The organism is Plantactinospora sp. ZYX-F-223 (genome assembly GCF_039649625.1).
Taxonomy (GTDB): domain Bacteria; phylum Actinomycetota; class Actinomycetes; order Mycobacteriales; family Micromonosporaceae; genus Plantactinospora.
This window is the reverse complement of the sequence record NZ_JBDJAV010000002.1, coordinates 22,631-42,221: the sequence shown is the minus strand read 5'-3', so window position 1 is coordinate 42,221 and position 19,591 is coordinate 22,631. Positions and strand designations below refer to the sequence as shown.

20 protein-coding genes are annotated in these 19,591 nt (G+C 72.8%); 13 read left to right on the top strand and 7 right to left on the bottom strand.

Features of this window, described 5'->3' with window-relative positions:
- The first annotated feature begins 510 nt into the window (after positions 1 to 510).
- The 3 genes from AAH979_RS02570 (at position 511) to AAH979_RS02560 (ending at position 1,819) form a co-directional block, all read left to right on the top strand.
- Positions 511 to 981 (top strand): ribonuclease domain-containing protein, encoded by a 471-nt coding sequence (locus AAH979_RS02570; RefSeq protein WP_346256347.1) that lies wholly within the window; start codon positions 511 to 513, stop codon positions 979 to 981.
- 97 nt (positions 982 to 1,078) lie between these two features.
- Positions 1,079 to 1,492 (top strand): barstar family protein, encoded by a 414-nt coding sequence (locus AAH979_RS02565; RefSeq protein WP_346256346.1) that lies wholly within the window; start codon positions 1,079 to 1,081, stop codon positions 1,490 to 1,492.
- Positions 1,493 to 1,522: 30 nt separating this feature from the next.
- On the top strand, positions 1,523 to 1,819 hold the full coding sequence (locus tag AAH979_RS02560; RefSeq protein WP_346256345.1) for a DUF664 domain-containing protein: 297 nt from the start codon (positions 1,523 to 1,525) through the stop codon (positions 1,817 to 1,819).
- 49 nt (positions 1,820 to 1,868) lie between these two features.
- Here AAH979_RS02560 and AAH979_RS02555 read toward each other — a convergent pair whose 3' ends face one another.
- Entirely contained in the window at positions 1,869 to 2,486 is a 618-nt protein-coding gene (locus AAH979_RS02555; protein ID WP_346256344.1) for a TetR/AcrR family transcriptional regulator, read from the bottom strand.
- Positions 2,479 to 3,279, bottom strand: coding sequence for an SDR family oxidoreductase (locus AAH979_RS02550; RefSeq protein ID WP_346256343.1), 801 nt, complete (start codon positions 3,277 to 3,279; stop codon positions 2,479 to 2,481). The genes AAH979_RS02555 and AAH979_RS02550 overlap by 8 nt, the downstream gene beginning before the upstream one ends.
- A 37-nt stretch (positions 3,280 to 3,316) precedes the next feature.
- Here AAH979_RS02550 and AAH979_RS02545 point away from each other — a divergent pair, with 37 nt between their 5' ends.
- The 4 genes from AAH979_RS02545 (at position 3,317) to AAH979_RS02530 (ending at position 8,017) form a co-directional block, all read left to right on the top strand.
- The gene (locus AAH979_RS02545) at positions 3,317 to 3,535 is read left to right on the top strand and encodes a hypothetical protein (protein ID WP_346256342.1); all 219 of its coding nucleotides are present in this window, start codon (positions 3,317 to 3,319) and stop codon (positions 3,533 to 3,535) included.
- A 135-nt stretch (positions 3,536 to 3,670) separates the two neighbouring features.
- On the top strand, positions 3,671 to 5,422 hold the full coding sequence (locus AAH979_RS02540; RefSeq protein ID WP_346256341.1) for a DEAD/DEAH box helicase: 1,752 nt from the start codon (positions 3,671 to 3,673) through the stop codon (positions 5,420 to 5,422).
- Positions 5,423 to 5,507: 85 nt separating this feature from the next.
- Entirely contained in the window at positions 5,508 to 6,263 is a 756-nt protein-coding gene (locus tag AAH979_RS02535) for a class I SAM-dependent methyltransferase (protein ID WP_346256340.1), read from the top strand.
- A 398-nt stretch (positions 6,264 to 6,661) separates the two neighbouring features.
- Positions 6,662 to 8,017: a glycoside hydrolase family 6 protein gene (locus AAH979_RS02530; RefSeq protein ID WP_346256339.1), complete on the top strand. Its 1,356-nt coding sequence runs from the start codon at positions 6,662 to 6,664 to the stop codon at positions 8,015 to 8,017.
- Positions 8,018 to 8,130: 113 nt separating this feature from the next.
- On the opposite strand, the gene AAH979_RS02525 is transcribed toward AAH979_RS02530, so the two are convergent.
- Together AAH979_RS02525 and AAH979_RS02520 are read right to left on the bottom strand one after the other, a co-directional pair.
- Positions 8,131 to 8,481 (bottom strand): DUF1801 domain-containing protein, encoded by a 351-nt coding sequence (locus AAH979_RS02525; protein ID WP_346256338.1) that lies wholly within the window; start codon positions 8,479 to 8,481, stop codon positions 8,131 to 8,133.
- Between the two features lie 31 nt (positions 8,482 to 8,512).
- Positions 8,513 to 9,817: an SGNH/GDSL hydrolase family protein gene (locus AAH979_RS02520; protein WP_346256337.1), complete on the bottom strand. Its 1,305-nt coding sequence runs from the start codon at positions 9,815 to 9,817 to the stop codon at positions 8,513 to 8,515.
- A gap of 314 nt (positions 9,818 to 10,131) precedes the next feature.
- Between AAH979_RS02520 and AAH979_RS02515 the strand changes: the two genes are divergently transcribed.
- From AAH979_RS02515 to AAH979_RS02505, 3 genes are all read left to right on the top strand, one after another.
- Positions 10,132 to 11,172: a glycosyltransferase gene (locus tag AAH979_RS02515; protein ID WP_346256336.1), complete on the top strand. Its 1,041-nt coding sequence runs from the start codon at positions 10,132 to 10,134 to the stop codon at positions 11,170 to 11,172.
- Positions 11,169 to 12,344: a lysylphosphatidylglycerol synthase domain-containing protein gene (locus AAH979_RS02510; protein WP_346256335.1), complete on the top strand. Its 1,176-nt coding sequence runs from the start codon at positions 11,169 to 11,171 to the stop codon at positions 12,342 to 12,344. Before AAH979_RS02515 ends, AAH979_RS02510 begins: the two co-directional genes overlap by 4 nt.
- A gap of 178 nt (positions 12,345 to 12,522) precedes the next feature.
- Positions 12,523 to 13,233: a class I SAM-dependent methyltransferase gene (locus AAH979_RS02505; RefSeq protein WP_346256334.1), complete on the top strand. Its 711-nt coding sequence runs from the start codon at positions 12,523 to 12,525 to the stop codon at positions 13,231 to 13,233.
- On the opposite strand, the gene AAH979_RS02500 is transcribed toward AAH979_RS02505, so the two are convergent.
- The 3 genes from AAH979_RS02500 to AAH979_RS02490 form a co-directional block, all read right to left on the bottom strand.
- Complete coding sequence (locus AAH979_RS02500) at positions 13,193 to 13,999, bottom strand: AfsR/SARP family transcriptional regulator (protein WP_346256333.1); 807 nt, start codon at positions 13,997 to 13,999, stop codon at positions 13,193 to 13,195. The genes AAH979_RS02505 and AAH979_RS02500 overlap by 41 nt on opposite strands.
- Before the next feature lie 94 nt (positions 14,000 to 14,093).
- The gene (locus AAH979_RS02495; protein WP_346256332.1) at positions 14,094 to 14,810 is read right to left on the bottom strand and encodes a polysaccharide deacetylase family protein; all 717 of its coding nucleotides are present in this window, start codon (positions 14,808 to 14,810) and stop codon (positions 14,094 to 14,096) included.
- Positions 14,811 to 14,883: 73 nt separating this feature from the next.
- Positions 14,884 to 15,885: a glycosyltransferase family 2 protein gene (locus AAH979_RS02490; protein WP_346256331.1), complete on the bottom strand. Its 1,002-nt coding sequence runs from the start codon at positions 15,883 to 15,885 to the stop codon at positions 14,884 to 14,886.
- 279 nt (positions 15,886 to 16,164) lie between these two features.
- On the opposite strand from AAH979_RS02490, the gene AAH979_RS02485 reads away from it, so the two are divergent.
- The 3 genes from AAH979_RS02485 to AAH979_RS02475 are packed head-to-tail and all read left to right on the top strand — an operon-like array spanning position 16,165 to position 19,591.
- Positions 16,165 to 17,571, top strand: a complete 1,407-nt coding sequence (locus tag AAH979_RS02485) for an aspartate aminotransferase family protein (protein ID WP_346256574.1) — start codon at positions 16,165 to 16,167, stop codon at positions 17,569 to 17,571.
- Positions 17,565 to 18,584, top strand: a complete 1,020-nt coding sequence (locus AAH979_RS02480; RefSeq protein ID WP_346256330.1) for an NAD-dependent epimerase/dehydratase family protein — start codon at positions 17,565 to 17,567, stop codon at positions 18,582 to 18,584. Before AAH979_RS02485 ends, AAH979_RS02480 begins: the two co-directional genes overlap by 7 nt.
- Positions 18,585 to 18,622: 38 nt before the next feature.
- Positions 18,623 to 19,591 carry a UbiA prenyltransferase family protein gene (locus tag AAH979_RS02475; RefSeq protein ID WP_346256329.1) on the top strand — a complete coding sequence of 323 codons (969 nt, stop codon included), beginning with the start codon at positions 18,623 to 18,625 and terminating at the stop codon, positions 19,589 to 19,591.

Here is a 19,591-nt window from a genome sequence, read left to right as displayed (position 1 = left end):
ACGCCCGTTCCTGTGGGCAGTCAACATCCAGCCGTAACAGTTTGGTCATCTGGTCGACGCAGCAGGGCGTGATCCAGGACATTCCGCCCGCGTGGCACGGGCTCCCTTCTGGGCCGCCGTCCGGTTGACTGCGTGGCGGCTGGGTGGGTGACGCCGGAACCAAACCCACAGAGATCTCTGTTTGTGTGGTTTCGCCGCACCCGTCTCCGGGCCGGCGCCGGCCACCGCCCGGTCCGGTATCCAGAGCGCCGGACCGTCTCCGGCCCCGATCCGCCGCGGAGCGCAGTGGACCTTTTTCAACCTCCCCTTGCGGTCCGGCGGACCGCAAGGTCGGACGCGGTGCGTGGGCGCCGCGCGGTCCAGGTTGAAAAAGGTTCAGTGATCGTCGGCGGGAACAGCCGGTGGCGCATCGATTAACTTCACCGCCAGCCCCTACCGGCGGGGACCTCGGCTGCCGAGGATGGAGCCGACCCGCACACCCCGCGGGCTCCGTCCGAACTGGAGGACACCTTGGCCGTATCCGCCGCTCCCCGCTGGACCGTCCGTCCCGTCCCGGCCACCCCGGCCCGGGCCCACCGGTTCCTGACCAGCTTCGCGATGCTGGTCACCCTGGTCGCCGGCCTGCTGGTCGGACCGGCCGTGGTCGCGCCGACCCAGACCGACTCCGCGTCGGCCGCCGTCTACAGCTCGTGCACCATGGCGCGCTGTGCGGACGCCCGGGCCGCCCGCAGCGGCTGGGCGAGCCGGGGCTTCCCCACCGCCCGCAACTGGTACTCCTGGAGCGGCGGGCTCTACAACTACGCCGGTGGCCAGCACTTCAACCGCGAGGGCCAGTTGCCGGCCAACGCCACCTACTACGAGTACGACGTCTACCCGCGCAACCGCGGTGCGGCCCGGGACGCGTACCGGATCGTGGTGAACAAGGCGACCGGAGCGACCTGGTTCACCCCGAACCACTACACGGACTTCTACCTACTCTGAGGACCGCACCGGACGCCCGGCCTCCCGCCCTCGGCGTACCGTCGCCCTGGCAGCAGCAGCCGTCCGGTCGGGAGGCCGGACCGACCGAGGGACCACCATGCCCGACCAGTCCGGCCCGGTACTTCCGTCCTGGCTGACGGTCTCGGCCGACCCGCCGGCCCGGGACTCCACCGTGCTCGCCGGGGCCGGAAGCCGTACCCGGGCCGCCCTGTTCACCGAGTGGGCGGCCCGGCTGGGCTTCCCGGACTACTTCGGCCGGAACTGGGACGCCTTCGAGGAGTGCCTCACCGACCTCGTCGCGGAGCGGCCCCGGACCCTGGTGGTGACGGACGCGGCGGACCTGCTCGCCGACGAGCCACCGGAGCAGCTCGGCATCCTGCTCGGCGTACTCGGCACGATCGCGGCCGGTGCGGCCGCCCCGACCGCCGGGCCGGCGTTGCGGGTAATCCTGCACCCGGGTCCGGCCGATCCCGACGTACTCCGCCGCCGGATCGGGACCGTGCTCGCCTGATGGCGCGGGCGTGGGTGGCGTTTCCAGGCGGTGGTCGCCGGGAACTTCCCGGGAAGTCTCTACACGGCAACCGATGACGACGACGAGGACTTCAACGACCTCGACTCCGCCACCGGCGAGACCGCGTTCGCGATCTGGCGGGCCGAGGTCGCGCAGTCCCGCCGGATCGCCGCCGCGCGTCCGCTGGAGGCGCTGGGCACCCACCCGGTCACCGGTCAGGCACTCGCGCTCCGCTGGGTGCTCAACCAGATGATCGACGAGTACGCCCGGCACAACGGCCACGCCGACCTGATCCGGGAGGCCATCGACGGCCAGGTCGGCGAGTAGCGGTAGGCCGGGCGGTGCCTTCCGGGCCGTTGCGCCGCGGCCGGCTCGGTCAGCGGGGTCCCGGGTCGGCCAGCAGTGCGGCGACGGTGCGGGTCATCACCGCCCGGGCCTGCTGCACGCCCAGCCCGAGCCCGTCGCGCAGCATCGACCAGCTCGGCCACATGCTGCTGGCCACCAGCGCGTGCACGAGTTGCTCCCGGCCGGCGCCGGCCCGGTCGAGTTCGTCGGCGAACAACTCCTCGACCTCGGCGCGGACCCGGTCGACGTGCCTGAGGCGGTTGCGGCGCAACGCGGCGGAGACCGGCTCCCGCAGCTGCGCGGCCCGGGCGGCAGGCTCGATCAACTGGAGCAGTCGGGCCCGTTGCCGGCAGTACGCGTCGACCCGCTCGGCCAGGGGCAGCGCCCGGGAGATCGGCCGGTGGGCCGCGTCCTGCTGCCGGAGCACCTGCTCGCCGCTGGCCTCGAAGAGGGTCTCCATGTCCTTGAAATTGGTCCAGAGTGTCCGCAGCGACACCCCGGCCCGCTCGGCGATCCGCTCACCCGTCGGCCGGAGGTCGCCCTCGCCGATCAGCGCGAGGTGCGCCTCGACGATGGCCGCCCGGGAGCGCTCCGCCCGCGCGTTGCGCCCGTCGACCCGGACCGCCGCCGATGAATCCCGGTCAGTCATCGGCCGGCCGTTCGAGATCGCGCTGCACCCGGTTCATCCCGTGCAGCCAGCGGTCCGGGTCGGCGGCCCGCCGGGTGTAGTAGGTCGCCACCTCCGGATGCGGCAGCACCAGGAACCGGTCGTCGGCGAGTGCCGCCACCACCAGCTCGGCGACCTGCTCGGGGGTGACCGCCCCGGCGGCGAGCAGGGCGGCGCCGGGCCCTTCGCCCCGCTCCAGCATCGGAGTGCGGACCCCCTGCGGGCAGAGCGCCTGCACCACGATGCCCCGGTGGGCGTAGCTCGCCCGCAGCCACTCGGCGAACGCCACCGCCGCGTGCTTGGTGACCGAGTACGGGGCGGCGCCGAGCAGGGTGAGCAGACCGGCCGCCGAGGCGGTGACGAGGAGCCGGCCACGCCCGGCCGCCAGCCAGTCGGGCAGCAGTTCGCGGGCGGCGTACACCTGGGACATGGTGTTGACCCGCCAGGCGTGCTCCCACGTCTGGTCGGCGGCGTCCAGCCCTCCGGTGCCGGGCACTCCGGCGTTGGCGCAGAACAGGTCGATCCGGCCGAACCGGTCCCGGGCGTACCGGACCAGCGCGGCCACCGCGGTCGGGTCGGCCATGTCGGCGGGGAAGACCTCGCCGCCGATCCGGGCCGCGACCGCCCGGGCAGCGTCGGCGTCGAGGTCGTTGACCAGCACCCGAGCGCCCTCCGCTGCGAACCGGGTGGCCAGCGCCGCGCCGATGCCGGAACCCGCCCCGGTCACCACCACGGCCGCGCCGGGCAGGACGAAGCCCTGGATTTTCGCATTCACGATGCAAATACTATCCCGATCCCGCCCCGCTACGTCGATGCCTCCCCCGGCCGCGCCGCCCCCGTACCCCGACCTGCCGGAGCCCGATGGCGGAGTACGGGCGGTGTCCAGCTCCTACCGCACCTGCGTCAGTGTGGTGGTGGCCACGGCCCTGGCCCTGGCCGCCGCCGTACTGACCGGCGGGGAGTTCGGCGACGAGGAGATCCGGATGCTCCGGCCCGTTCCGCCGCCGGTCGGTTCGGCCCCGGGGCGCTAGGGCGCCATCGTGCGCCGGGGCGCCGCCGCACGATGGCGCCCCGGGCGACGAGAAAGACCGTCCGGCGGGCGATGGCCGGCCGAGATCCGCCGGTCGCCGCATCGCCCGGTTCAGCGTGGTGAAAAGCTGATGGGTATGAGTTCCGACAGCGCACCACCCGCTCCGCCGGTCAGCACCAGCCCGAACGACCCCGACGACTCCGGCACCTTCGCCGACCTCGGGCTGCGGACCGAACTCCTGGACGCGCTCGGCACACTGGGCTACGAGGAGCCGACCGCCATCCAGCGGACCGCCATCCCGCCCCTGCTGGCCGGCCGGGACCTGCTCGGCCAGGCCGCCACCGGGACCGGCAAGACCGCCGCCTTCGCGCTGCCGCTGTTGCACCGGCTGCCGGAGGGGCGGCGCTCCGGGGCGCCGGCGGCGCTGATCCTGGTGCCGACCCGGGAACTGGCCGTGCAGGTCTCCGAGGCCATCCACCGGTACGGCCGGGACCTCGGCGTACGGGTGCTGCCGATCTACGGGGGCCAGCCGATCGCCCGGCAACTGCGGGCGCTGGACGGCGGGGTGGACGTGGTGGTGGCGACCCCGGGGCGGGCCCTGGACCACATCGCCCGGGACACCCTGCGGCTGGAGGGCCTCGGCACGGTGGTGCTGGACGAGGCGGACGAGATGCTCGACATGGGCTTCGCCGAAGACATCGAGGCGATCCTGCAACACGTACCCGAGCAGCGGCAGACGGTGCTCTTCTCCGCCACCATGCCGGCCCGGATCGACGGGATGGCCCGGCAGTACCTGCGGGACCCGGCCCGGATCGAGATCGGCCGGCAGCCCGCGCCGACCGGCACCGCTCCGCTGGTCCGGCAGACCGCGTACGTGGTCGCCCGGTCGCACAAGCCGGCCGCCCTCGGCCGGGTACTCGACGTCGAGGCGCCGACCGCGGCGATCGTCTTCTGCCGCAGCCGGGAGGAGGTCGACCGGCTGACCGAGACCATGAACGGTCGCGGCTACCGGGCCGAGGCGCTGCACGGCGGGATGACCCAGGAGCAGCGGGACCGGGTGATGGGCCGGCTCCGGGCCGGCACCGCCGACCTGCTGGTGGCGACCGACGTGGCCGCCCGGGGACTGGACATCGAGCAGCTCACCCACGTGGTGAACTACGACGTGCCGTCGGCGCCGGAGTCGTACGTGCACCGGATCGGACGGGTCGGCCGGGCCGGTCGGCAGGGGGTGGCGATCACCCTGGCCGAGCCCCGGGAACACCGGATGCTCAAGACCATCGAGCGGACCACCGGGCAGCGGATCTCGATCGACAAGATCCCGACCGTGGCCGACCTGCGGACCCGGCGGCTGGAGATGACCCGGGCGGCGCTGCACGAGAGCCTGCTGGAGGACGACCTCGAACCGTTCCGGGTGATCGTGGAGACCCTCACCGACGAGTTCGACGTGATGGAGGTGGCGTTGGCGGCGGTGAAGCTGGCGCACGAGTCGGCGGGCGGCGGCCCGGTCGACGAGGAGGAGGACATCCCGCAGGTGGCGTTCCGGACCGACCGGGACGGTCGGGCCCGGCGCGACGGCGGCCGGGACGGTGGCCGGGACGACCGGCGCGGCGGCCGGCCCCGCTCCGGCGACATGGCCTGCCTGTTCATCGGGGTCGGTCGGCGGGCCGGCATCCGGCCGCAGGACCTGGTCGGGGCGATCACCGGCGAGACCGGGGTCAGCGGCCGGGAGATCGGCTCGATCGAGATCGCCGACCGGTTCTCGCTGGTCGAGGTGCCGAGGTCGGCGGCGAACGAGGTGATCACGCGGCTCCGGCAGAGCACCATCAAGGGCCGCAAGGCGACGGTACGCCGGGACCGCGAGGTCGGTCGCGACCAGCGCGACGGCTGAAGCAGGGTGCCAGCGGGCTCCCCGCCGCTGTGCGGGAACGCGCCCGTCGGCGCCGGCCGGACGGACGTCATCGGAGGAGGGGTGGGTGGACGGGGCGGATCCGGACCGCTGGTCGGCGGTCGCGGCCGGCTGGGCCGAACTGTGGGGCGGCTTCGCCGAGCCGGTCTGGCGGGCGGTCGTGGCGGCGAGTGGGATCGGGCCTGGTTCCCGGGTGCTCGACGTCGGCTGCGGCGGTGGTGACCTGCTCGGATATCTCGACCGGCTCGGCGCGGTGACCGCCGGGGTCGACCCGGCGCCCGGCATGCTGGCGCTGGCCCGGTCCCGGGTGCCGGCCGCCGACCTCCGGGTCGGCGACGCCGAGCGGCTGCCCTGGCCGGACCACACGTTCGAGCTGGTCACCTCGGTCAACGCCGTGCAGTTCGCCGAGGACACCCTGGACGCGCTGGCCGAGTGCGTCCGGGTCACCCGGCCCGGTGGCCTGGTCGCGATCGCCAACTGGGCGGAGGGGCGGCACAACGATCTGGACATCGTCGAGCGGGCCGTCGCCGACGCCGCTGGCGACGAGCCGCTGCCCGACGGCGAGTTGCGGCAGCCCGGTGGCCTTGAGCGGCTGCTCGCCGACGGTGGGCTCGACGTGGTCGTGGCGGGGCTGGTCCCGGTCCCCTGGTACGCGCCCGACGACGACGCGCTGGTGCGTGGCGTGCTGCTCGGCGAGGACCCGGAGACGATGGCCGCCACCGCGTCGACGGTGCGCGACGCGGCCCGCCCGTTCCGGCAGCCGGACGGCGGCTATCACCTGGACAACGCGTTCCGGTACGCCGTCGGCCGTACCCCCGGCTGACCGTCCGGCCGCCCGGCCGAGTAGATGATGAACACGCCGGCCGCGCCGAGGAGCCGGGCCCACCGTGGCTGCGCGGGCCGGTCTGGTGCCTTCCCCCACTGAACCCTTTTCAACCTCCCCTTGCGGTGCGGCGGACCGCAAGGTCAGACGCAATGCGTGAGCGCCGCGCGGTGTCCTGGGCGCTTTCCGTGCGGGTACCGGAGCCTATCGAGCGGCGCGGCTGCGGACCGTCCGGGATGGACACTCCGGCTACCCGATCGTCCAGCGTCCGGCCTGTCCCGGAGAGGTGACCGGACGACGGCGGCACCCCGCCGACCGGGCGGACCGGATAGTATTATCAATTCATAATCATCAATAGCCGTCTCCCGGACGGCTGGATCTCGCGGGGTGAGCGAACCATGACACTGCCGCTACCCGTACCCGCGTCGGCGGGACCGCGTCGGGCCCTGACCATGCTGACCGCGCTGGCCCTGCTGGCCGGCCCGGCCGCCTCCCCCGCCCGCGCCGCCGAGGTCGAGCGAGGTTCGGTGGACAACCCCTACGTCGGTGCGACGGCGTATGTGAACCCGGAGTGGTCCGCCCGGGCCCGCGCCGAACCGGGCGGGGCGGCGGTCGCCGACCAGCCGACCGCGGTGTGGCTGGACCGGATCGCCGCCATCGACGGCACGTCCGGACGGATGGGGCTGCGCGCCCACCTGGACACGGCCCTGGCGCACGGCGCCGACCTGGTGCAGCTGACCCTCTACAACCTGCCCGGGCGGGACTGCAACCGCCGGGTCAGCTACGGCGAGCTGGCCATCGACGAACTCGACCGGTACCGGACCGAGTTCGTCGACCCGATCGTGGCGATTCTCGCCGACTCGAGCTACGCGGGGCTGCGGATCGTCACCGTCGTGGAGCCGAACTCGCTGCCCAACCTGGTCACCCACACCTCGCCCCGCCCCGCCGCGACCGCCGGCTGCGACCAGGTCAAGGCCCGGGGAAGCTACCTCGCCGGCATCGGCTACGCACTGGCCCGACTGGCCACCGTACCCAACGTCTACGCCTATCTGGACGCCAGCCACCACGGCCAGCTCGGGTGGTCGACGGACGGGGCCGCGGCGGCGGCGCTGCTGTACCAGGCGGCCACCACCGCCGGCAGCACTCCCTCGGCCGTACACGGCGTCACCGTCAACGTGGCCAACTACTCGGTGCTGCGCGAGCCGTACCTCGACGCCGACGACGTGGTCAACGGCCAGCCGGTACGGGACACGGCCTGGATCGCCGGCAACGCCTACGTCGACGAGTTGCCGTACGCCCAGCAACTGCGCCAGCTCCTGGTCGCCAGCGGCTTCTCCCCGCGGATCGGCATGCTGGTCGACACCTCGCGCAACGGGTGGGGCGGCCCGGACCGGCCCACCGGCCCCGGACCGTCGACCAGCGCCGAGGAGTACGTCGAGGCGGGCCGGACCGACCGGCGCGGCTACCTCGGCAACTGGTGCAACCAGGCCGGCGCCGGACTCGGCGTACGGCCGGTCGCGGCGCCGGAGGCCGGCATCGACGCGTACGCCTGGATCAAGCCGCCCGGCGAGTCCGACGGTGCCAGTGACGTGCTCGGGGCGCACCGGCCGTACGAGCCGATGTGCGACCCGACGTACCGCCCGCACCTGTTCCCCACGGTGACCAGTGGTGCGATGCAGAACGCCCCACCGGTCGGCGAGTGGTTCCCGGCGCACTTCCGGCAACTGCTGGCCAACGCGTGGCCGCCGCTCTGACCGGCAGGGCACCGGACGGAGCACCGCCGTACGCCCTGCGCGGCGGTGCTGGCGTCACGCGGCGGCCCGGTCACCGCGATCCGCCCGCCGCCCGGCCGGGGCAGCCGGGCGGCTCACCGCCCGTCCAGCGCCACCGCCTGCCGGATGTAGTCGCGTAGCGCGCCGAGGGGCACCGCGTCCGGCTTCTTGATCTTGATGTGCCGGGTGGCCTTGCCGACTCCGGCCAGCAGGCCGTGCCGGTCGGTGAACTCCGCGCCCCGGGCGAAGGCGAAGGTGAGGTGGGTCCTGCTCGGGCTGACGATCGCCAGGATCCGCTCGCCCCGCCAGGCGAGCGACCCGCTGCTGATCACCTCCCGCGCGCCCGGTGCGGCGTCCACCATCAGGTCACGCAGCACGCCGATGATGGCCTGGTGTTCGGCCGAGTAGGTGGCCCGGACGTGTTCGTCGAGCTTCGCGTCGGTCATCGTTCGTCCCTCCTGGACGTAGCGGCCCGGCTCAGCGCAGCGCCCGGGCGACCGCAGTTGCGATCAGCTCCGCCCCGGCGTCGTTGACGTGCAGCCGGTCACCGGCGTCGAACTCCGGTCGCAGGGCGTCCGGGTCCGCCGGGTCGGCGAGGAGCCGGTCCAGGTCGACCAGGGCGTCGTACCCGACACCCGCGCGGAGCGAATCGTTCACCCGGTCCCGGACCTCCTCGTTCGCCGGGGTGTCGTAGCCGAGCGCCCCCTTCCATGGCGGGATTGTCAGGCCGACCACCTGGATGCCCCGCCGGTGCGCGGCCCGGACCAGCGCCCGGTGCCCGTCGACCACCTCAGCGGCGGTCACCACCGGCGAGGCGCCGCAGCCGAAGTCCGGAAAGCCGCCCCCGCCGATGTCGTTCGTGCCGAGCAGGACGACCACGGCGCGCACGCCCGGCTGGCCGAGCGCGTCCCGGTGGAACCGGGTCACCCCCCGCTCGCCGTAGCAGGGCGAATCCGCGAGCAGCTTGTTGCCGTTGATCCCGAGGTTGGCCACGCCCAGCCGGCGACCTCCGGCGACGAGACGCTCGGCCAACTGGTCCGGGTACCGGTTGTCGGCACCGGGGCTGCTGCCGTAGCCGTCGGTGATGGAGTCGCCGAACGCGACCACTGTGCCCCAGGCGGCATCACGACCGTCGGATCCGCCCCTTCCGGCCCGCCGCGGCGCCGGCCCGGAGACGTCGATGCCGGTCAGGTAGTACCAGGAGTGGCTGGTGGCGCCGCCGAACGCCTCGGCGCCGGGCTCCGTTCGCCGGTCGCCAGTGGCCCGGTAGGTGGTGGTGAGGCCGCCCTGGTGGAACGTGGCCGGCCCGGACCCCTCGGCGAAGTAGAAGGTGACGGCCAGCCGGTCCAGCGCCGCGACCCCGAAGCGGACCGGGTCGGATACCACCTCGGCCCCGACCGGGACGGTCACCGACGACCGGTACTGGAAGGTGAGTGGTCGCAGCGTGCCGGGCCGGACCGTGGCGCCGCCGCCGGAACTGCCGACGGTCGCACCGGCCAGCCTCAGCGGCTGCGTGCCGTACCGGTTGGAGAGCCGCACCCGTAGTCGGGTGCCGCCGACGCTGACCCGCACCACCTGCCGTACCGACTCGCCGGTGAAGCCGTCGACCGACCAGTTGGGCCCGTCCCAGTCGTTGCCGGGCACCGGGTGGTGCACGCCGGTCGCCCAGGCCGCCGACCAGTCCGCAGCCCCGGCCGCCCCGGCGGCGCCGACCGGTACGGCCAGCGCGGCCGCCGTCACGATCGCGGCCGCTGCGAGGCCGCGTGCCGTTGAAGATTTCACGGTACTGTTCCCTCCTCCGATGGTCCGTCGATCCGGCGTCCGGTGCCGCCGGCCTCGACGCCAGCTACTCTGCGGGGCGGGCCTTACGGTTCACTTACGCCCCGACGGTCACCCGATGGTCGGTCCCGGCCGACCGGCTGGCCGAGTTTTGTTTACCGTCCGCCGAACGCCGCCGCCGTCGCACTGGGTAATCCAGGCCGGCTCCAGAAATTGCGGTACGCCGGTTGCTACCGTTTACCGGCCCGCCGGGAAAAAGGGGGTGACCAGGCGCATTGTCTCCACTCGACCACACCGTCGACCCGCAATTCGCGCGGGTGTCGGTCATCGTTCCGAACTACAACAAGGAGAAGACTCTCCGGGCCTGTCTCGCGGCGATCTACGCACAGACCCGGCCGGCGGCCGAGGTGATCGTCGTCGACGACGCGAGCACCGACCGGTCCCGGCAGATCGCGGCCGAGTTTCCCTGCACCGTGCTGGCGTTTCCGGTGAACCGGGGCGTCTCCGCGGCCCGGAACGCCGGAGCCGCCCGGGCCGGCGGGGACCTGCTGTTCTTCGTCGACTCGGACATCGCGCTGGCACCCGACGCGCTGGCCGGGGCGGTGGCCGAGTTGCGGGCGCATCCCGGCTGCGGCGTGGTGCAGGGGATCTACGATCTGACCCCCCTGTTCCCGGACGGGCCGGTCGAGTCCTACAAGACGCTCTTCGAGCACTTCTGGCGGCGCCGCGACATCGGGGCCACCGCGATCACCATGTTCGCGCTCACCGCCGTTCCCCGGGTGGTCTTCGAACTGGTCGGCGGCTTCGACGAACGGCTGCGTGACGCCGAGGACGTCGAGTTCGGCACCCGCCTGCCGGCGTCGTACGAGATCCGCACCAGCGACCGGGTGCTGGGTCGGCACGACGACGTGGACCGGCTGGGGCCGTACCTGTCAGAGCACTTCCGCCGAGCCCGGACGTACGCCGGGGCGGTCGTCGCGGCGCGCTGGGCGCCCGGACCGGCGGCGTCCACCGTGCAGTCCGCCGACCGGCGGGCACCGCACCGGATCGACCTCGGCTCGGTGGTCGGGCTGCTGGGCAGCGCCCTCGCGGTGGCCGGGCTGGCGCTGGCCGTCTGGTCGCCGTGGCTGCTGCTGGTGCCGCTGGGCGGGGTGGTCGCCTTCCTCGGCGCGGACCGGGCGCTGCTCGGATTCGCGCTCCGGCAGCGTGGGGCGGGCTTCCTGCTCTTCGCCACCGCGATGCGGTTCCTGACCCACCTGACCGAGTTCGCCGGTCTGGCGCTCGGGCTGGGTCGGGCGCTGCTCCGGCGCCCCCGCCCTGGCCGGGTCGCCCCACTGGCCCCGGAGTCGACCCGGTGACCAGCTCGACCGGGCCCGCCGGCCCGCTGGGCTCGACCGGTCCCGCTGGTGCGTTCGCAGCTACCGCCCCCGCCCGGGCGACCGGGCCCACCGGCCCGACCGACCCCGTCGGTGCGACCGGAGCTACCGATCCCGCCGGCTCGACCGGTTCGACCGGCTCCGTGGGCGTGCTGGTCGAGGCGGTGCGGCGCGCGGTCGAGCGGCGGTCCGGTTGGTGGCGGCGGGTCAACCAACTGCTGGTCGTGGTCTTCGTGCTGGCCCTGACGGTCGGGCTGGTGCTGTTCCTGCGGGACCAGGACTGGACGCCGGTGCGCGCACTGGCGCAGCGGCTCGATCCGGTCCGGGTCGGACTGGTGCTCGGCGGCGCGCTGCTGATCAACTCGGTCGGGCTGCTCCTCGGGTACCACTCCTGGCAGGCGCTCTTCGTCGACCTCGGCGCGGCGGTGGACCGGTGGACCGCCGCGCGGCTGTTCTTCGTCGGGTTCCTCGCCAAGTTCGTCCCGGGCCGGTTCGTCGCGCTGCCGGTGCTGCTCCGGCTCGGCAAGGAGATCAACGTCGGGGCGGTCCGGCTGGCCGGCGTCTTCCTGCTGAGCTGGGTGGTGGTGGCGCTGACCGGGATGACCGTCGGCCTCGCGGCCGGACCGGCGGTGCTCGACCGGGCGGCCGGGTGGATGCTGCTCGCCGTACTCCCGCTGGTGGCGCTCTTCGTCCGCCCGGACCTGCTCAACCGGGGGCTCGCCGGGGCGGCGCGGCTGCTGCGGCGGCCACCTCCGCAGGTCAGCGCGTCCCGGGCCGGGATCCGGCGGGCGATCACCACGCAGTCGCTCTCCTGGGTGATCTCCGGGCACCATCTCTGGCTGCTGGCGGTGACCGCCGGCGCCCCGCCGCTGCGCTCCTACCTGGTCTGTGTGGCCGGCTTCGCCGCCGCAACCGTGGCCGGGTTGCTGGTGATGGTCGTCCCGGACGGGCTCGGCGTCCGGGAGGCGGTGCTGATGGTGGGGCTGGCCACCGTGATGCCGGTCTCGGTCGCCGCCCCGGTGGTGTTGACCAGCCGGCTGGTCTGCGCGGTCAGCGAGGTGGCGGTCGGCGCGGGCGGGCTGCTGCTCGCCCAGTACGTCCACCGGCGCCGGCTCGGCCTCCGCCGGGCTGTCGACCCCGCGCTGACCGGCTGACCCGACCTCCCTTCCGGCCGGTAGGCCGGCCAGGAACATCGATAGCGTCATTCCCGGAGCTTCCGGGATCCGTCCCACATCGAGAAATGTCGGTGACACCATGTCGAATGCGTTGGTCCGTGCGGTGGCGCGGCTGATCCGAGTTCCGGTACGGGTGCTGATCCGATCCAATCCAAGAATGAACAGGGCGTGGTGGAACGCGCAGTACGCGTTGGGGTTCTGGCGCTATCTCGACGACATGTCCGACGGGAACATGCCGCTGTCGCTGATCGAGACCTGGGCGCCCCGGCCGACGATCCTGGACCTGGGCTGCGGCACCAGTGCGAACCTGCCGCTGGCGCCGGGTCGCTACCGGCACTACCACGGTGTGGACCTCAGTTCCCGGGCGATCGAGGCGGCTCGGGCGCTGGACCGGCCGGACACGTCGTTCGAGGTGGCCGACATCCGCACCTTCGACACCGCGCGGCGGTACGACGCGATCCTGCTCCGTGAGGTCGTCTACTACCTGACCGGGGCCGAGGCCGCCGACCTGCTACGCCGGCTGCCCGCGATGCTGACGCCCCGGGGCCGGATCGTCGTGCAGATCTACGACGAAGCCCCTGCCGAGGAGTTCGCCCGGGTCGTCCGGGCCTGCGGCCTCTCCATCGCCGAGGAGGTCCCCGCGCGCCTCGGGGACAGTCCTGCCGGTGCCTTCTTCGTCCTCACCGGTCCGGAGGCGACCGGACGGGCCGGTGGCTTTTCCAGGCGCGGCGGATCCGCCGGGTTGGATCCCGCCGAGCCGGACATCGAGCCGGGTCACGCCGAGCCGGGCCAGGCCCAAGCGGGCCGTGCCGAGCCCGTCTCCGGGGCTAGACCGGGACCCGCCGCTCCCACCACGGCCGCACCGTGACCGGTTCGCTGCGCAGCAGCCGCCGGTGCAGGTCCTGGAGCCGGTGCCCCGGCTCCACCCCGAGCCGGTCGGCCAGGGTGACCCGGGCGTCTTCGAAGGCGGTCAGCGCCTCGGCCCGCCGCGAGGTCTGGCCGAGCACGACCAGCAGCAGTTCCCAGAGCCGCTCCCGCATCGGCTGCTCGGCGAGCATGCAGCGCAGCTCGGAGACGAGGTTCTCCACGTCGCCGAGGAGCAGGCGTACCCCGGTGGCCTCCTCTACCGCGTCCTGACGCAGCTCGGTGAGGCGGATCCGTTCCGCCTCGGCCAGCGGCCCGGTCGCCTCCTGGAGTGCCAGGCCGGACCAGCGGGCCAGCGCCTGCTGGAAACAGCCGAGCGCCCGGGACAACTCGCCCTGGGCCCGGGCCGCCCGGGCCACCCTGACGTCGTGCTCGAACCGGGTGACGTCGACCGCGACCGCCGGGATGTCGAGGGTGTATCCCGGGCGGGTGGAGCGGAGCACCCGGGCCAGTGCCGGCGGCCGGCCGGGATGCTCCAGCACCCGGCGCAGCCGACCGATGTAGGTGTGCACCATGTTCTCCACCGAGTCGGGCCGGCGCCCGTTCCAGACCGCGTCGACGATCTGCGGCACCGACATCACCATCCCGCAGCGCAGCGCCAGTACGGCGAGCACCTCCCGCTGCCGGGGAGTGCCCAGGTAGAGGTTGGTACCTCCCCGTTCGGCCCGGATCGGGCCGAGCAGCAGGATCTTCAGGTCGTCTTCCGACATCTTCGTTTCCCCCTAGACAGGCATCGCTGCTTCCCCCCGCACGGCCGGGCGGCATTGCCCGGCGTCGTCGTACGACAGAACGGCACGTCGTCACCTACCGGTCGGCACCGGGTACGACGAACCGCAGTCCCCGGTCGATCAGCCGGGGCAGTACGGTCTCCAGGGCCGCGACGGTCTGCGACCGGTCCCCGCCGCCATCGTGGCAGAGCAGGACGTGCCCGGGTCGGCTCCGGGACAGCCGCCGGACGATCCGGTCCACTCCCGGGCTGCGCCAGTCGCTCGGGTTGACCGTCCAGTCCACCGGCGCCAGACCGAGGTCGGCGCTGGTCCGCAGTACCGTCGGCGACCAGTTGCCGCCGGGCGCGCGGAACAGCCGGGGCGTGATGCCGACGGCGTCCTCGATCCGCCGCTGCGCCGCCACGATCTCGGTACGCAGCCGCTGCGCCGGCAGCGCCGCGAACGGCTGCGGATGCGACATCGAGTGGTTGCCGACCAGGTGGCCGGCCTCGCGGATCCGGCGGGCCAGCTCGGGGTGTTCGGCGACCCGGGCGCCGATCAGGAAGAACGTGGCCCGGACCCGATGCCGGTCGAGCAGGTCCAGCATCCGGGGCGTCCACTCGGGATGTGGTCCGTCGTCGATGGTCAGCGCCACGCTGTGCCCGGCCACCCCGAAGACCGGCCGGTGCCGGTCGCCGAGCATCGGCCGGCGGCACCGGAACTGCTGGGCCCGGAGCGCGAACAACAGATAGTGCAGCGCCTGGGCCGAGAGGTACGGCCAGGAGATCCGCCCGGTGCCCGGCTCCGCGGTCATCGCCGCCCCGCCTCGTCCGGGCCGAGGTTCCGCCGGACCGGGAGCCGCGCCCGCCCGGTGATCGACGACCCGTTCATCGCGGCGATTTCGCGGCGGCCACCCGGGCTGGGCCGAAGTCCCGGTCCACCAGGTGCCGCAGCCCGCCGACGACGGCACCGGCGACGACGGCCAACTGGACGAGTAGATGCACCGCGTAGAAGAAGGTCGCGAAGCCGGGGCCGCGCCGGCGTACCACGAAGCGCAGCAGTCCCGGGTCGGCGGCGACGAAGAGCCCCAGCAGGGCGAACGGGACCGCCAGCAGTACCGGGGTGTGGAGGCCGAGCGGCAGGGTCAGCGGCACGAGGGCGGCGCTGAGCAGCCCGGCCGGGGTGTTGGCCCGGATCCCGGCCGGCCCGCGCTCGGCCCGGGCGACCGGGACGAGGAGCTGGGAGCGGCCGAACTGCTTGCGCAGCAGCCGGCCCAGGTGGCTGTCGTCGTCGTGCCGGCAGACCACCGTGTCGGTCAGCACGATGCCGTACCGGTCGCCCATCCGGTCGCCGATCTCGACGTCCTCGGAGGCGCGCAGCCGCTCGTCGAATCCGCCGACGTCGGTGAAGACCGCCCGGCGGATCAGGCAGACCGCGAAGAGTGTGGTGCGGACCCGGCCGACGTGGCGCAGCCGCCAGTAGTGGCCGTGCAGCAGCCGGTACGCCTCGACCGGGCCGTCGTCGAAGAGCGGTCGCAGCGCGTAGATGCCGTGTACGCAGGCGACGTCGGGCTGCTCGGTGAGGATCGCCAGGGCGTTGTTGAGGGCGTCGGGCTCGGGCGCGCAGTCGGAGTCGACGAAGAACAGCAGCTCGCCGGTGCTGGCCCGGATGCCCCGGTTCCGGGCGGCCGCCGGTCCGGTGTTGTGGTCGATGACCAGCAGCCGGCACGGGAACTCGGCGGCGATCTCCCGGGTGTCGTCGGTACTGGCGTCGTCGACGACGATGACCTCGGTGACCGGGTGCCGTTGCGCGTAGACGGCCGCCAGGCACGCGCGGAGAGTCTTCGAGCCGTTGTGTACGGGGATGATGACCGACACCGTCGGCGACATGTTCGCCCACCTCAGCGCAGATTGCGGGACAACCGTCAGGGACATTGACATTCCGAGATCTACTCTGTCGCGACCAAGCTATCCAGTCGGTTGTCGACTGGCAAGCGTTGCCTTACGTAGTCAAGGTTGCGTACAGCACCGGTCCAGAGAAGATCCCGTACTAATCGATAGCGTCACGACATGCCCAATCTGGTCAGCCTGTCCGATTGCGATCGACTCACCGTTCGCGAGGTGCACGACCTCTATCGTCGTTACGTCAACGCGAGCCAGGTCAGCCTGATGACCTCGTTCGGGTTCGGCCGGGAATTGGTCGACCACGCCGAAGGCGCGCACCTGGTGCTCCGCGACGGCCGCCGCGTCCTCGACCTCACCGGAGGCGTGGGGGTCCTCAACCACGGTCACAACCATCCGCGCATCCTGGCCGCCCGGCAACGGTTCGCGTCTCAGCGGCGGATGGAGGTGCACAAGACGTACTTCTCGCCGTACCTGGCGGCGCTCGGCCACAACCTGGCCCAACTCCTCCCCGGTGACCTGCAGATGTCGTTCCTGCCCAACTCGGGCGCGGAGGCGGTCGAGGGGGCGGTGAAGCTGGCGTACAAGTACCACGGCGGCCGGCGCGGCACCATCCTGCGGGCCGACTGCGGGTTCCACGGAAAGCTGCTCGCTTCAGGTGGGCTGACCGGACAGCCGTCGTTCAGCTTTCCCACCATTCCCGGCATAGTTCCATTTACCTATGGGAATCTGGACTCCGTCCGGGAGGCGGTCGAGGCGCATCCGGGGGATGTCTACGCTCTCATCGTCGAGCCGTTCAGCGCCTCCACCGTGACATGGTGCGATGAAGATTTCCTCCGTGGCATTCGGGAGATGTGCGACCGGCACGACATCGTGCTCATCTTCGACGAGATCTACACCGGTTGGGGTAAGACCGGCAGCCTCTTCTACTTCATGCGGTATCCGGGGCTGGTGCCGGACGTCCTTACCACATCCAAGTCATTCGGCGGTGGAAAGTCATCGATTTCTGCATTCGTCGCGCGGGAAAGGGTGTTCCGGAAGGCGTACGACAACCTCACCGACGCGCTACTGCAGAGCACCAGCACCACCTACTACGGGATGGGCGAGGAGTGCGTCACCGCGCTGGAGGCGATCAACATCGTGGTGGAGGACGACTATCCGGCCCGGGCCCGCGAGCTGGAGCGGGTGCTGGAGCCGGCGCTGAAGCGGCTGGCCAAGGAGTTTCCCGACGCGGTCGGCCGGGTCGCCGGGGCGGGCGCGCTCTGGGGCGTACAGATCGACGGCGGCCCGAAGATCCTCGACCTGGTCGCCCGGCTCGCCCCCGCCGGGATGGCCCGGGACCCGAGGTTCAAGGCGAAGCTGGTCACCTGCGCGGTGATCAACGCGCTCTACCGGGATCACGACATCTTCACCTACTACACCCTCAACGGCCGCAACCCGCTGATCCTCGGGCCGTCCCTGGTCACCGACCCGGCCGACGTGCAGCGCGCCACCGACGCGCTCGGCGAGGTACTGGAGCAGGGCCTGGCCAAGCTGGTCACCCGGTTCGTCGCGCAGAAGGTGGGGTCCACGCTGAACCCTTTTCAACCTGAACCACGCGGCGCTCACGCACAGCATTCGACCCTGCGGTCCGACGGACCGCAAGGGGAGGTTGAGAAGGGTTCACTGTGGTGATCACCGTGACCGGCGCGGCCGGGATGCTCGGCTCCCGGCTGGTCGAGCGGCTGACCGCCGACGGGCACCAGGTGTGCGGGGTGGACCTGCGCGCGGAACCCGGCGTCACCGTGGTCGGCGACATCCGCGATCCCCGGGTGATGGACCGGGCCACCGACGGCGCGACGGCGGTGCTGCACTGCGCGGCGGCGCTGCCGAGCTATCCGGCCGCCGAGATCCGCTCGATCATCGTGGACGGCACCGGGAACGTGCTGCGGGCCGCCCGCAAGGCCCGGGTGGACCGGGTCCTGCACGTCTCGTCGACCGCCGTGTACGGGCTGCCCCGGCAGGTGCCGACGCCGGAGGAGCATCCCCGGGAGCCGGTCGACACGTACAGCGCGGCGAAGGTGGCCGCCGAGGAGATCGCCGAACGGTACCGGGCCGGTGGCCTGCCGGTCGCGATCCTGCGGCCGAAGACCTTTCTCGGGCCGGGCCGGATGGGGCTGTTCGCGATGCTCTTCGAGTGGGCCGAGGAGGGCCGGAACTTCCCGGTGCTCGGCCGGGGCGACGTGCGGATCCAGATGTTCGCCGTCGACGACCTGGTCGACGCGGTGCTCACCGTACTGGCCGCGCCGGACGAGGTGGCCGACGACACCTACAACCTCGCCGCGGAGCGGTTCCGCACCCTGCGCGAGGACTTCCAGGCGGTGCTGGACGCTGCCGGGCACGGCAAGCGGGTCATCGGGGTGCCCGCCCGGCCGGCGCTGTTCACCCTGGAGCTGCTGGAACGCAGCCGGCTCTCCCCGGTCTACGGGCGGCTGCTGCACAAGCTCCGGCACGACTCCTACGTGAGCATCGACAAGGCCGCGCAGCGGCTCGGCTTCGCCCCGAAGCTGTCCAACGAGGACGCGATCCTGCGCACGTACGAGTGGTGGCGCGCCGAACGCCACCTGGCGCGCCCGTCGCGGGACGGGCGGACCAGCCGCGACCCGTGGCGGCAGGGTGCGCTCTCCCTCGCGAAGATCTTCTTCTGATCGGAGTCGCAGGTGTCTTCTGCTGATCGGGGTCGAGGGTGACCGCCGTCGAGACCGTCGTCGAGACCGCCGTACCGGCCAGCCCGGGGCGCAGCCTCCGGGTCCCCCGGCTCGCCCGGCAACTCCTGGTGCTGACCCGGCCCGGCCACGCGGTCAAGAACCTGCTGGCCGTACCGCTGGCGCTGCTCGACACGCCACTGTGGACCGGGTCGGCGGTGCTGCGTACCGGCTGGGCCGTGCTGGTGTTCACGGTGGCCGCATCGACGATCTACGTCGTCAACGACATCGTCGACCGCCGGCTGGACCGCACCCATCCGGTCAAGCGGAACCGTCCGGTCGCCGCCGGCCTGGTCCCGGTCCCGCTGGCCTGGCTGCTCGCGGTCGGGCTGGCCGGGCTGCTGCTGGGACTGGTGCTGGTCGGACCCGAACTGCCGTGGTGGCCGCTGGTCGGCTACCTCTGCCTCAGCATCGCCTACAGCCGGTGGCTCAAGCACCTGCCGATGCTGGACATCTGCGTGGTCGCCGCCGGCTTCGTGCTGCGGGTCCTCCAGGGGTACGCGGCCACCGGGGCGCCGCCGTCCGGGTTGCTGCTCACCGCCGTCTTCGCCGGCTGCCTGGTGCTGATCCTCGGCAAGCGGCGGCACGAGCTGGCCGCCGCCGGTTCGGCGCACCGGCCGGCGCTGGCCGGCTACAACGTGCTGCTCGCCGACCACCTGCTCGGGCTGAACACCGCGCTGGCCAGCATCACCTTCCTGCTCTACCTGAACACCGACGCGCCACTCGGGCACTGGCGCCCGGTCACCCTCGCCGTGGTGGTGCCGCTCGGTCTGCTCGCCGCGTTCCGTTACCTCCAGGCCGTACTGGTCCAGCAGTCCGGTGGGGACCCGATCCGGGCCGTGCTGCGGGACCGGATGATCGTGGCCAGCGCCGTCCTGATCGGCGCCACGCTGACCCTGGCGGAACTCGGTGCCCGCTATCCCCACCTGGTGCACTGGCTGGACCTTTAA

Bases quoted from the DNA above. Each gene is read 5' to 3' on its own strand.
- AAH979_RS02540 (WP_346256341.1), top strand. From the start codon at position 3,671: ATGAGTTCCGACAGCGCACCACCCGCTCCGCCGGTCAGCACCAGCCCG.
- AAH979_RS02565 (WP_346256346.1), top strand. From the start codon at position 1,079: ATGCCCGACCAGTCCGGCCCGGTACTTCCGTCCTGGCTGACGGTCTCG.
- AAH979_RS02555 (WP_346256344.1), bottom strand. From the start codon at position 2,486: ATGACTGACCGGGATTCATCGGCGGCGGTCCGGGTCGACGGGCGCAAC.
- AAH979_RS02485 (WP_346256574.1), top strand. From the start codon at position 16,165: ATGACCTCGTTCGGGTTCGGCCGGGAATTGGTCGACCACGCCGAAGGC.
- AAH979_RS02505 (WP_346256334.1), top strand. From the start codon at position 12,523: ATGAACAGGGCGTGGTGGAACGCGCAGTACGCGTTGGGGTTCTGGCGC.
- AAH979_RS02545 (WP_346256342.1), top strand. From the start codon at position 3,317: ATGCCTCCCCCGGCCGCGCCGCCCCCGTACCCCGACCTGCCGGAGCCC.
- AAH979_RS02530 (WP_346256339.1), top strand. From the start codon at position 6,662: ATGACACTGCCGCTACCCGTACCCGCGTCGGCGGGACCGCGTCGGGCC.
- AAH979_RS02490 (WP_346256331.1), bottom strand. From the start codon at position 15,885: ATGTCGCCGACGGTGTCGGTCATCATCCCCGTACACAACGGCTCGAAG.
- AAH979_RS02500 (WP_346256333.1), bottom strand. From the start codon at position 13,999: ATGTCGGAAGACGACCTGAAGATCCTGCTGCTCGGCCCGATCCGGGCC.
- AAH979_RS02525 (WP_346256338.1), bottom strand. From the start codon at position 8,481: ATGACCGACGCGAAGCTCGACGAACACGTCCGGGCCACCTACTCGGCC.
- AAH979_RS02495 (WP_346256332.1), bottom strand. From the start codon at position 14,810: ATGACCGCGGAGCCGGGCACCGGGCGGATCTCCTGGCCGTACCTCTCG.